The organism is Streptomyces sp. MBT65 (genome assembly GCF_016612545.1).
In the GTDB taxonomy this organism is placed as follows: domain Bacteria; phylum Actinomycetota; class Actinomycetes; order Streptomycetales; family Streptomycetaceae; genus Streptomyces.
The window spans coordinates 1-11282 of the sequence record NZ_JAENRY010000260.1; the positions used below are offsets into that span (position 1 = coordinate 1).

12 protein-coding genes and 1 pseudogene are annotated in these 11282 nt (G+C 66.0%); 4 read left to right on the plus strand and 9 right to left on the minus strand.

From position 1 onward, the window contains the following. Positions 1-754, plus strand: a pseudogene (locus JHN63_RS39150) (hypothetical protein); the annotation flags it as partial. A gap of 60 nt (positions 755-814) precedes the next feature. Here the strand turns inward: JHN63_RS39150 and JHN63_RS39155 are convergent. The 8 genes from JHN63_RS39155 to JHN63_RS39190 form a co-directional block, all read right to left on the minus strand. Beyond that, positions 815-1942, minus strand: coding sequence for a three-Cys-motif partner protein TcmP (locus tag JHN63_RS39155; RefSeq protein WP_200689871.1), 1128 nt, complete (start codon positions 1940-1942; stop codon positions 815-817). A 99-nt stretch (positions 1943-2041) separates the two neighbouring features. Continuing rightward, entirely contained in the window at positions 2042-2797 is a 756-nt protein-coding gene (locus tag JHN63_RS39160) for a DUF5131 family protein (RefSeq protein ID WP_200689872.1), read from the minus strand. Positions 2798-3082: 285 nt separating this feature from the next. Continuing rightward, positions 3083-4105 carry a hypothetical protein gene (locus tag JHN63_RS39165; RefSeq protein ID WP_200689873.1) on the minus strand — a complete coding sequence of 341 codons (1023 nt, stop codon included), beginning with the start codon at positions 4103-4105 and terminating at the stop codon, positions 3083-3085. A gap of 105 nt (positions 4106-4210) precedes the next feature. Next, a complete protein-coding gene (locus JHN63_RS39170; RefSeq protein ID WP_200689874.1) occupies positions 4211-5023 on the minus strand; it encodes a hypothetical protein in 813 nt (270 codons plus the stop codon). Between the two features lie 284 nt (positions 5024-5307). After that, complete coding sequence (locus JHN63_RS39175) at positions 5308-5661, minus strand: ASCH domain-containing protein (RefSeq protein WP_200689875.1); 354 nt, start codon at positions 5659-5661, stop codon at positions 5308-5310. Continuing rightward, a complete protein-coding gene (locus JHN63_RS39180; RefSeq protein WP_200689876.1) occupies positions 5658-6779 on the minus strand; it encodes a hypothetical protein in 1122 nt (373 codons plus the stop codon). Before JHN63_RS39180 ends, JHN63_RS39175 begins: the two co-directional genes overlap by 4 nt. A 16-nt stretch (positions 6780-6795) precedes the next feature. Continuing rightward, positions 6796-7278, minus strand: a complete 483-nt coding sequence (locus tag JHN63_RS39185; RefSeq protein ID WP_234478365.1) for a hypothetical protein — start codon at positions 7276-7278, stop codon at positions 6796-6798. Beyond that, complete coding sequence (locus JHN63_RS39190) at positions 7275-7691, minus strand: hypothetical protein (protein ID WP_234478366.1); 417 nt, start codon at positions 7689-7691, stop codon at positions 7275-7277. Before JHN63_RS39190 ends, JHN63_RS39185 begins: the two co-directional genes overlap by 4 nt. Before the next feature lie 119 nt (positions 7692-7810). On the opposite strand from JHN63_RS39190, the gene JHN63_RS39195 reads away from it, so the two are divergent. From JHN63_RS39195 to JHN63_RS39205, 3 genes are read left to right on the plus strand one after another with little or no spacing between them, the layout of a single operon-like run. Continuing rightward, a complete protein-coding gene (locus tag JHN63_RS39195) occupies positions 7811-8854 on the plus strand; it encodes a DNA-binding transcriptional regulator (protein ID WP_200689877.1) in 1044 nt (347 codons plus the stop codon). Further along, complete coding sequence (locus tag JHN63_RS39200; protein WP_200689878.1) at positions 8851-9540, plus strand: YdcF family protein; 690 nt, start codon at positions 8851-8853, stop codon at positions 9538-9540. The genes JHN63_RS39195 and JHN63_RS39200 overlap by 4 nt, the downstream gene beginning before the upstream one ends. 28 nt (positions 9541-9568) lie before the next feature. Continuing rightward, positions 9569-10306, plus strand: coding sequence for a WbqC family protein (locus JHN63_RS39205; RefSeq protein ID WP_200689879.1), 738 nt, complete (start codon positions 9569-9571; stop codon positions 10304-10306). Between the two features lie 87 nt (positions 10307-10393). On the opposite strand, the gene JHN63_RS39210 is transcribed toward JHN63_RS39205, so the two are convergent. After that, a complete protein-coding gene (locus JHN63_RS39210) occupies positions 10394-10831 on the minus strand; it encodes a hypothetical protein (protein WP_019061278.1) in 438 nt (145 codons plus the stop codon). Positions 10832-11282: the final 451 nt, after the last annotated feature.

Sequence of the window (11282 nt, forward strand, 5' to 3'; positions counted from 1 at the left end):
GGCGAAGGGGTCTCTGGGGACAAGGGGGTTTCTGGAGGCCAGGGGACCCGTGCGGCTCCCCGCGCTGGCTGTGCCGATCCTTGTGCTTCCAGGCCTCCTCCTGCTGACCGCCTCAGTGGTCAAGCCCCTGTTCGTCGACCGCTATGTCGTCTACAGCAACATCGGAATCGCGTTGCTGCTGGGCGCCTGCACGGACCACTTCCTGCGGTTCCTCCGACGGCAACGGTCTTCCCGCTACGCCTGGATCGCGGCGGTGGCCGTACTGGCCGCGCTCGTCCCGACGAGCCTTTTCCTGAGGACGCCCCAGAGCCGCAGCAACGACGTCACGGCCATCGGCGCCGCCGTACGCAAGGCAGGCCGACCCGGCGACGGGCTGCTCTACCTCCCCGGCCAGCACCGGATCCTGACCGCGGCCGACCCCGACGACACCCGTCTCCTGACAGACCTCGCCCTGGCACAGGACCCCGTCTCGTCGAACACGCTCGCCGGAGTCGAACTCCCCGCCCGGCACATAGCGGCACGCATCCTGCAATTCGACCGAATCGTCGCGGTCCGCGACCCGGCGGGTACGCACTCCCCGACCACCCCCCAGGAGCAAGCGAAGACAAGCACCCTGCGGCGCTATTTCCACGAGGACGGGACAACCCGCGTCAATGGGGTGCGAATCACCGTCTACGTCCGGTACCACGACCTGTCCCCGAGGGGCGGTCGTGGATCCGACAGCCCGGGAGCAAGCGGTGAGTTGACGAGGTGACCGCGACCGGTGCCGGCTGCAGAAACTGACGAACGGCACGTCACGCTCGGGACTGCCCCCTCACCAGAGTGCGCCTTGCTCCGCCGACGAGCTGGTGTTGGGTGAGGCCGTCGCCAGGCCCACCCGTGTCTTCGCGCTGATGGCACGAGGGTCCGTTGCCACGTCACCAGCGTCGCGCATCAGTCGCACGAGCTTGATCACTTGAGAGGGCCTGTAGACGGTTTCCAGGAGGGTGTACCGCCGGAGTTCGGACACAGCTCGTCCCTCGGGAGACGCCGCTATGAAGTCATGCAAGATCCGTCGTAGTGGAGCCGTATCCGGTTCGAGTTCGAGCTCCAGCATCTGCTGCTGCGTGTCTTTGGGGTCGCGGTAGCGGACGCCGTAGGAAGGATCGACCGTCCACATGGCGTCCTTCATCTTCTCCAGCCCCCTTTCGTGCTGGGTGCCGAAAATCAGATAGAGCTTCCTGCTGCCCTCGTCGACCATCTCGAAGTACAGGGTGTGCGAGAAGCCAGCCCGGCGAAGAGTGTCCCGGTACTGCTCCCGCAAGAATGCGAACTTGAGCGGGGAAGGCTGCCGGAAGACGGTCTGCCAGTCCTGGCTGCCGAAAGCTTCGTCGCCACGCTGACGGTGGCCGTCGTGGTTCTGTGCGAACCGGGTGAGGAAGCTGGGCTCGAAGGTCACCATCACTTCGGTGCCGCGGTAGCGCCCCAGCTCGTGGAGCAGCGAGTACGGGATATCGGGTCCACCGAAGCTGTCCAGAAGGACGAAGAGTGGTTTTCCTAACGAGCCGATGCTGCGCAGCTTCTGCAGGAGTGACGGGTGGTAGTCCCCGTGCCGTATGTCGACGGCCAGTCGTTCGGTGACGTCGTCCGTGTGCCTGGATCGGACGAGCGCCATCTGGCGCTCCAATTCTTCAACTCGTCTTAGATCCTCTTCCATGAGGATCATGCGCATACGCTTCGGGTACCTGTGCAGAGCGCCGGTGAAGACGTCGTAGGCGATGACCGGAGAACCGGGCTCACCGTTCTTGTAGATCCCCGCCCCAGCGAAGCCTTCGGCGTAGCTGATCACGTCGTTCCGCGACAGCAGAATCGGTGCCCATGCTTCCAAATACTTCTTGAGTAAGTCATGTTTTGCTGCTGTGTGTGGATCGCGTTCCCACACGGCATCCTTCGGCACGGCCATGACGGCTCCCCCACTTCTGTTGGCCTTGCTTGGGGAGAGGGTCACACACGGTTGCCGCACGCCACCAGAGTGCGTACGGTGCCTGCTGGAATTTGGCCGTTACTGTGCTGCCACAGGCAGTCGGGGAGGCATCTCGCTCCAGGTCGTCCCGTCGAGCTCGCGGCCCCCTGACTTGGGGGTGCGGCCGCCCCATTGTTTGAAGAAGAACGGCACGTTGGCGTCGCTGCAAGCGTCGCGGATGTCCACCAACCACTCTTCCTTCACTGGGCGATGGTGGGGTCCGGACTCCCCGCCCGCGATGACCCAGCCGATGCCGTCCAAGTGTAAAACGGGTAGTGGGCCGAGCAATGGCTCGCAGGACAAGAAGCGCACTGCGGCGGGCACTTGTCGCAGGTCGTCGACGCGATCCAGATGATCTGCGTTTTCGACGGAGACTCCCATCCACAGGTTGGGCGGCCAGTCGAGTTCGTCTGCCACTCGTCGGAGCCTGCGGGCTCTCTTCGTCAGTAGCTGATAGGTGTGCTGTGGCGTCTCGGCGATCACCTGGAAGACCTGCCGAACGAAGTCCAGGGGAACCTTGGCGTGGAAGAGGTCGCTCATGGAATTGACGAAGACCATGCGTGGGGCCTTCCAGTGGCGCGGAATGGACAGCGCATCTGAGTGCACGGTGAGGCCGAAGCCTGGTCCGGATGTCCTGGGGTCCCCATCAGCCTGGTACTTGGCAACTCCCATCGCTTTTAGGCGCCTGGATAACGCCAGGGCGTAGCAGTTGTCACACCCGGGGGAGATTCGGTCGCATCCTGTGGTGGGATTCCACGTCGCCTCAGTCCACTCGATCGAGCTGCGATCGCCCATGAGTCCCCTCCCGTAGCGAGCGGACAAGGGCCATCAGCGCTTGCCCACTCGGCGCTCCGACTGCGCTGCCTAACGAGCGACGTGCCGAACTGACACGCGATCGCCCCCATCCTTCACTTCGAACGCATGTTCTGTGAAGGGGGTGTTGGGGTCGAGGTGGCGGCGCCGCCCGGCATCCCATGCTCCTCCGAGTGAGCAGAACGACAGCGCAATGCCGTCGGGCTCCGAAAGCGGATCGGCAGTAGCGCGGTGGGGATCGACCCGGGAGTCCGATGAACCGTTTGTCTAACGCAGTGCGTCGATGAGGGCTTCGCACAGGGCCTTCGCGTCGTCGAGTGCTCGGCGACAGACGTCATCGGTAAGCACGATGCGCTGCCCGATCCGTGCCGATGAACTGGGCACCTTGGTCAGGTACTTCGCGTCCACGATTCCGTCGTTGTGGGTGAAGACGTGCCGTGCGGCCCAGGTTTCGAGGAGCCGCTGCCAGGTCGGCGGACCGAGAGTGGTCCGCGGATCGGAGAAGCCGGCATCGACGATCAGCGCGGCCATGGGGTCGAGACGCTGGAAGATGGCGCCCTTGCCGTTCAGTAGGTTGTCCGCATTCGGCACGGTTGAGCGAAAGAGAGAGGAGGCCAACGCTTCCACGATCCCGACCACGTTCTCCATGGTGTCGACCCAGTTGCGTGTGAATACTCCCTGCTCACGGAGGAGTGCCTTCGTATCCGACCGCAGGGCTTCCAGCGCGTCCAGGCGTGCGGTGTCGGCTTGGAGTGCGTCGAAGGCGATCGACGCGGCCGGGAGGGGCCCGCACACGGGGCAGTACCGGTGTTCCCCGAAGACCGCATAGTTGTTCTGGCAACCTGCGCACGTGCGGATCCGGACGAGTTGCTCCTCGTCGATCCCCGGCAGCGGACGGGGGTAGAAAGGCTGCGGTGTTTTGTAGGAGAAGGAGATGATGCCGCCTCGTGAGCTACGGGCCAGTCCGCCGAACATTTTGTCCAGCTCCTGGCTGACCATCTGCACGGCGAAGTCATCCGCAGCTCGCATGATGCGGTCGTGCTGCTGCTCGGTCATGAAGTCCGAGTGCTCCGCGTGGTGTCCGCAATAGACACACCAGAGGGTGAGGTCGTCAGGCAGCGCCTCGTACTGCTGGACGTCCATGCGGAAAACCAACGAGCACTCCGGGCACTGGCGGCCGAAGAACCCGTTGTCGTCGGACGGGATGCTGACGCGCATCTCGAACGAGTCGCCCTGGTGGCCGACGAATTCCGCGCCATCGGCCATTCTGAACCTGTGGTTGTCGCGCATGAGTTGATTGTTCCCCTCGGCACTGACGGCGCCGTCTGAACGTGCGATGCGCGGCTCGTCTGGTGATGGTGACTGACGGCATTCCGGCATCGGACGCGTCGCGGGTCAGCGGTAGCAGGTGGCGCGTTCCCTGAAGAGGTCGAAGCCGCGCTGCAGCATCGCGACCGTGCGGTCCGTGGCCCAGAACAGCACCTTGGGGGAGCTGGTGATCTGGGTGAGGTTCACGCGTCCTTGGGTGTCCACGATGTTGCGCTCGAGGACGCTGAGAGTGCCGTGCATGTCGCCGTGTGCCAGCGAGCTGCAACTGCTCCACACGACCTCGGCCTGGTCTGAGCCCATGGGCGTCAAGGCGCCCGCCTCGCGCACGATCTCGGAGTAGGTCGCCGGCTTGAGGGCCTTCTTGGCGTCGGCCGGGGCCGTGCCCGCGGTGACCACAAGGTCCGTCAGTTGCTGCATCCGTACGTCCAGCGGACGCCGGGGCTGCTGCTTGAGGAGGGCGGCCATGCTGTCGGCGTGCTTGTGCTCGCCGGCCTGCATGCAGAGCCGCCTTTGCACGCGTACGAGTCGCTGGGCGGGGCCGAGCATCCACACCGCGCGGGCGCTGTTCTCGAAGGCTCCGCGCAGGAGTGAGTACTGCCCGTGCGTGTGGAGAGTGACGGACACCGAGTTGTCCTGCGGGTTGCTCGCGAACGTGGAGCGGAAGCAGTGGAGGTGGTCGACGGCCACGCTCAGGGCGTTCCAAGCGTTGTGCGAGACCTGGTAGGGGTCGGTCTTGGCGTCGTCCCCGGCCAGGGCGCTGCCGGGCTGGACCTGCCACTGCTTGGAGTCGGACTGGGTGAGGCTCTCGTACGGCCGGGCGCTGTCCAGCAAGGCCAGGATCCGTCTGAGGAATTGATCTTCCTCGGTCGTGGTTGTCACGGCTTGAGGCTATGGGCGAAGGTCACGGTGGTGCGCGGCATTTACATTTATACCTGAACTGCCAATCCTGGGAACAGCCGGAAGCCCGGCGCCCATCGCAAGTGGGCACTCATGCCTCGGGGTAGCGTCGGTCGGGAGTGATAGCAGGGAGTAGGAGGCTCAGCGCTCGCGCCCTGATACCCCTGGATTCACATGGGCAACGGGCTGTCGACAGCGTGCTATTGGGGTAAGAACGGACTCCTATCGGTGGGGCCATGTACGCAAGATGCGTAGCGGTCTGCGAGTCAGTCGAGAAGCCGGATTTCGATGGCCAGGGTGCCGAGGGCCTCCTTCTCGGGTGGGTAGATCGCGCGGATGTTAGCTAGCTGTTCGTGGTGAGTGGCGGTGGGGTTGACGTTGGATGAGCCTTCGCCCTCGAGCAGGGCCTCGAAGTCGCGGTACTCGGTCACGCGCTTGACCTCGACCTCGCAGGTCTCGTCCGTGCCCTTGATGCGGAACCGAATGACGTCACCGGCCGCGAGGTCGGCGAGGTGTGGGTACTTGACCCGTACCTCGATGGTCTTGGTGCCGGCGGTGACGAGGTCGAAGTACTGGCGGTAGAGGTTGAGTTCGCGGACGCGCGGGGTGGTGTTGCTCATGGGGCGGGGATGCTCCTGGGTGCTGGTGCGGTGATCAAGCGGCCGATCTCGGATGCGGAGTACGAGCGGAAGAAGTGCCGGGGGTCGGACAGTAGGGTCTCGGCCGTGGCCAGCAGTTGGTCGGCGTACTCGGTGACAGTGCCGGGCCATTGTCGGGTGTCGAGCATCCAGTTGGCGGCGCCTTCGGGCAAGGGGGCGTGGCCTTCGCGGATGAGGGATTTGGAGAGTTTCGCGCCGGTGTCGGTGACGACTTGTGGGCAGAACAGGCGGGCCGGGAGCTGAGCCCGAGTGAGGCCGACGGCGTGGAGGGCTTCGTCGACGAGGAGGGAGCCGAAGACCCAGTCGCCGCCCTTGACCATGACGTGCAGAGTTCCACCTGCCCCCGTGCTGGTGAGGGCAAGTTCCTTGACGAGGTTGCGGTAGAGGGTGGCCAGGTCCAAGTAGCCGCCTGAGGTGGGTGTGATGTTGACCTGGTAGGGGCCGTGGTGGAGGCAGACGGCATCGACCTCGGCACCTTCTCGGTCGGTGAGGTGCACGCGCGTGCGTTCCGCGTGCTTCTCGGACCAGCCGCAGCCGGGGTGCGGGCAGGGGATTCGAAGGTGTGGGGTGCCGGTGGAGGGGGCGAGCCACCAGCGGGCGGCGTCGAGTCGGGGCAGTAGTCGCAGCCAGGTGCGGCGGAAGTGTTCGCCGGTCTGCTGTTGGGTGTAGGTCTCGACGCGGTGGGGGATGCCCAGGCGTTGGGAGAGAGTCGTGAACAGGGGCTGATACAGGGCGGCGACGAGGTCGGTCAGGGCCTGGTCGCCGAGGGCCTGGGCATAGGCGCGTTGGTAGCGGTGGCCGCTGGCCGGGTCCGTGACCAGTTCGTACGAGGCGTTGTCGAGGGCGCTGAAGAGGACCTCGGTGGGGATGCCGAAGCGGTCGCGCAGGCGGGCCGCCATGGCGAAGGCAAGCGACTGGACGAGCGAGGTGCCGATGTGCGGGGCGCCGTTGATCTGCGTGCCGACGACGAGCACGATCCGCTCGGGTGGCGTGGCCAGGATGCGTGGGGTCAGGACGTCCTCGGGGTGGAGAAGGGCGTTGGCGAGGACTGTGTTGGGTGAGACGAGATGGGGCGTCACGGATGTCCCCTTGCGGTCAGGTCGGACTGAAGTAGGTGTTGCCGGGACCGGCTGTAGGTGCTCGGCCCTGGAGACCAGCGGCAGAGCGCGCTTCTTGCTGGGCAGCGGCGACGTACGGGTGTTGGAGCGCGGTGCGGAGGGCGTCCGTGTCGGTGAGGGTGTTGTCGTCCGGTAGCTCGCACCAGCCGCCGAACCAGTCGTCGAGCCGCTCCATGCCGGGTGCGACGAGCCAGGAGTTGGTGGAGAGGTGCCGTACCGGCAGGTCGTCCCAGCGGTCGGCGGTGCCGGTCGCGATGGCGTAGTAGAGGCGCTCGTTGGGCCCGTCGTAGAGCACCGGGCCGATCGACGCACCGGTGCCGCGAAGGTGGGCCAGGGCCAGGAGGCCGGTCTCGGTAGAGGTGCGCACGAGGTCCCAGCCGTTGCCGACCTTCAGCAGACGCAGTCCGGGAACGTCGCTGACCATGGGCGCGCTGCGCAGCGCGTCGCGCACGGACATCATGTGTCCCCCTGCGGCTGGAGGTTGGGGCTCGTGCTGCGGGAAGGTGCGGACTCCGTGATCGGCTTGAAGGAGCGGACCACGATCAGACGGGTGCCCGTTGCTGTTATCTGTCGCTTCCGTTCGTTGCCGATGCTCCTGGGGCCGAGGTGGCTGAGAGCGGGCACCACGGCGCCGTAGACGTCGGGTAGTTCGAGGGTGTCGACCAGCCCGACGAAGGCGGGGGAGCGGATGGCTACCGTGGCGTCGCGGTCGGTGAAGACGCCGCAGAGGGCCAGTTCGTGTCGGTGGCAGTAGTCGGTGAGGCAGTCGACGAGCGCCGTATGGCGGACCAGGCCGCCGGTGACGTGTCGTAGGTAGCCGAAGACCTGCGGGAAGGCGACGCGTCGGCGTTCCGTGATGAGTTCGTCGTCCATGTCCACAGCGTCGGTCGGCGTGAACGGCCTTGAAATGACCTGCTGTTGTACTTCCGTTGCACTTCCCGCCCCACGTCGTCACCGAGAGTGCTTCCATACGTGACGGAGGGAGGTAATCCGTGGTCAGCGTGCGGCAGTGGACGGGCCGGGAAGCGAGCGCTCTGCGCGCTGCTCTGCGAATGAGCATGCGGGCCTTCGCCGAGCACCTGGGTGTCGCGCTGCGTACGGTGGCCAAATGGGAGAGCCTGGGAGCCGAAACCCAGCCGCGGCCTGATACCCAGGCGATGCTCGACACCGCGCTCGCTCGTGCCGACGCTGCCGCCCATGCCCGGTTCGAGGCGGTGCTGTTCCCGGAGCGGAAGAGTGTACGGCCAGCGGACTACGAGACCTGGACCGAGGACATCGAGCGCGCCGTGGTCTGCGTCAGCCGCCAGGACTTTCCCTTCGCCTCCACCCTGTTGAACCGCTGGCTGGGAAGTCACGACCCACGCGGCCTGGACGACAAGGGCCTCTATTTGTACGGTCGTTCACTCGTCCTGCTCGGTGACCTTCAGCGGGACCAAGGCGCGATCCTCGGCCCGCTGTCCGCTCTGCACTCCTATCGGACAGCCCGCGTCATGTTCACCGAACTCGACATCCCACGCCGGGTGGCGCAGATCGAACTGTCCCTCGCCGTCGTCCAGGAGATGTCCGGCCGGCTCGAAGCCTCCGCCCGATACTACGAACTCCTTGCCACGGACGAGCGCTTGAGCCCTCGGGACCGCGCCCGCGCCCGTCTCTGGGTCGGCACGGCGCTGAGCAAGGAGGGCAACAACGAGTACGCCACCAACGTGATGAGGGACGCAACCCGGGCCTTCGAGGACCTGGGTGAGCCGGAGGACTGGTCGGTCGCGCACCAGAAGCTCGCCCTGGCCCACCGCGGCGCCGGCGACCTGAAACAGGCCCTGCACTACATCGACATCGCGCGCACCACCGGCACGGTCGACTCCCCGATGCAGCGCGTGCGGTTGGACACCGCGTACGGGCACATCCTTCTGTCGGATGCGGCGACCCGGAATGATGGGCTGTCTGTCCTCGACCAGGCGGCACAGCTGGCCCGGCAGTTCGGGCTGAGCCACCAGTTGCGCAGCATCGAGGGCATCCGAAAGGGCCAGCAGGGATGAGTCAGGGAGTGCCAGTGCCGGAGCACCAACAGCGTCAGATCACCGACGAGCAGTTCCACGACGCGACGTTGATCTGGAACTACCACCAGATGGGACACGAGCTGCGGCCCTGCTCGGCGGCGATCGGCCTGGGCAGCCACGACCTCGGCGTCTCCACCACAGCCGCCGACCTCTACCGCGCCGGCCTCTTCCCCGTCGTCGTGTTCAGCGGCGGAAACAGCCCCACCACCCGCGCCCGCTTCCCGCGCGGCGAGGCCGTCCACTACCGCGAGCACGCGCTGAGCCGGGGCGTGCCGGACGAGGCGATTCTGGTCGAGCCGAAGGCGGCGAACACCGGCCAGAACATCACCTTCTCCCGGCAGTTGCTGGCGGAGGCGGGCGTGGAGGTGGCGTCGTTGCTGCTGATTTCCAAGCCGTACATGGAACGCCGCTCGTACGCGACCTGCCGCAAGTTGTGGCCCGAGGCCGAAGTCGTATGCGCTTCCGAGCCTTTGGAGTTGGATGACTACATCAAGTCCATCGCCGACGAGAAGCTCGTCGTCGACATGCTGGTCGGAGACCTGCAACGGCTGATCGAGTACCCGAAGCTCGGCTTCGCTGTCGAGCAGGACGTACCGGGGGATGTGCATGACGCTTACGAGCGACTTCTGCGTGCCGGGTTCGACAGTCGGCTCATCAGTAGCTGACACACCCCGATTCGGGGCGAGTGGCGGGGTGTGCGCGATCCATCAGCCGAACCTGTTTCCCCGGCTGTCCACGCTGGCCAAGCTGTTCGCCGCCGACCGGTGGATCGTCCTTGACGACGTTCAGTTCGCGCGCCGGGACTACCAGCACCGCACCCGGCTCGCAGCCCTCGACGACTCTAGCAAGCAGCAGTGGCTCACGCTCCCCACACACCTGCCCAACAGACGCCCGACGCTCATCAACCAGGCGCTGCTCGTCGAGCCGCGCCGGTCCCGCCGAACAGTCAGTCTGCTCATTCGCCAGTACTACGGCCGCAGTTGCTACTGGCCTGCGGTGCGCGAGGCCTTGGACGTAGTCCTTGATCGGTTCGCAAACACGGACCATGTGGCAGACGTCGCGAAGACATCGACCCTCGCCCTGCTCATCGTTCTCGGCTGGAACGGTGAAGTACTGGAAAGCAGCGCCATTCCGACCCGCCAAGGCCGGTCTGAGCGACTGGCCGACCTAGCCGCGGTCACAGGCAACACCTACTACCTGTGTGGCACCGGCGGTCTGCGCTACCTCGACCACCAGCCGTTCGCCGCCCATGGCATCACCGTTCTACCCTTCCACACGCCTCTGGATGTAGGCGACCGGTTCTGGCCATGGGCCCGGCGGGTCAGCAGCCTTTGGGCGTTGAGCGAGATCGGCCCGATCGAACTCGCGACCAGGTTGGCTGTGCAACGAGAAGGCCATCTCCGTGGAATCCCCGCTCTGGGCGGCCGGTAGTTGCCGGTCGACTCCTTCACGCCCCCTCCGGGGACATGAAGAAAGGCGAGGCCCGAAGACCCCGCCCATCACCCACGAACCCTCAACTCACGGCCACACCAAGCAGTACGGCTGATGCCCCGCCTCATGCAACCGGTGGCTGAAGTCCTGCCACTCGTGCAGCAGTTGGTACACGTTGAACGCGTCCCGAGGCCCACCCCGGTCCGGCACCGTCGACCAGATGAACGCCGCCGCGCCGACCGCCTCCTCGCCGATTCCCCGGAGGGGGTCGACGACCGTCATCGGGAGTTTGACGACGGCGTAGTCGGGGTGCAGGACCACCAGTTCCAGCGGGGGCACCTTGTTCAGCGGGACGCCCTCGATGCCGGTGAGGACCATCGCGGCCATCGTCTCCGGCTTGATCTTGGTGAACATGCCGTTCATCCCGAGCTCGTCGCCGCCGAGTTCCTCGGGGCGCATCGAGATCGGGACGCGGGCCGCGGTCGCGCCGTCCGGCGCGCCGAAGTATTTGTACGTCACCCCCACCCGACCACCATTCCTGCTCCCCGCCCGCAACTGATCGATCCGACGTTCGATACGTCGTTCGTTCCGATCCGACTCACCTGAACCCGAACCCGAACCCGAACCAGAACCCAAACGTGAGGTGGGACCCAGACCCGAGCCCGAACCCGAACTCAAACCCGAGCCTGGACCAGAAACTGAGCCTGAGCCTAGCCCCGAGCTCGGACCAGGAATCGAACCCGAGCCCGCGGCGGCTCCTGGACCAGAACCCAACCCAGGGCCCGAAGCTGATCCCGGGCCGGCGCCCATTCCCGAACCCGAGCCGGAACCCGTCCCCGGACCAGAACCCATCCCCGAGCCAGGACCCGACCCCGAGGACCCCGACCCCGAACCCATACCGGACCCGGGACACCCCTGCCGCGCCTCAGCCGCTTCCTCCGCGTCGCGCCGGTGCTTCCCCCGTTGGGCACGCCGA

What these genes read in the sequence shown, in the direction of transcription:
- JHN63_RS39160 (WP_200689872.1), bottom strand. Translation starts at nt 2,797, where the DNA reads ATGGGCGATCGCAGCTCGATCGAGTGGACTGAGGCGACGTGGAATCCC.
- JHN63_RS39165 (WP_200689873.1), bottom strand. Translation starts at nt 4,105, where the DNA reads ATGCGCGACAACCACAGGTTCAGAATGGCCGATGGCGCGGAATTCGTC.
- JHN63_RS39155 (WP_200689871.1), bottom strand. Translation starts at nt 1,942, where the DNA reads ATGGCCGTGCCGAAGGATGCCGTGTGGGAACGCGATCCACACACAGCA.
- JHN63_RS39200 (WP_200689878.1), top strand. Translation starts at nt 8,851, where the DNA reads ATGAGTCAGGGAGTGCCAGTGCCGGAGCACCAACAGCGTCAGATCACC.
- JHN63_RS39190 (WP_234478366.1), bottom strand. Translation starts at nt 7,691, where the DNA reads ATGGACGACGAACTCATCACGGAACGCCGACGCGTCGCCTTCCCGCAG.
- JHN63_RS39175 (WP_200689875.1), bottom strand. Translation starts at nt 5,661, where the DNA reads ATGAGCAACACCACCCCGCGCGTCCGCGAACTCAACCTCTACCGCCAG.
- JHN63_RS39185 (WP_234478365.1), bottom strand. Translation starts at nt 7,278, where the DNA reads ATGATGTCCGTGCGCGACGCGCTGCGCAGCGCGCCCATGGTCAGCGAC.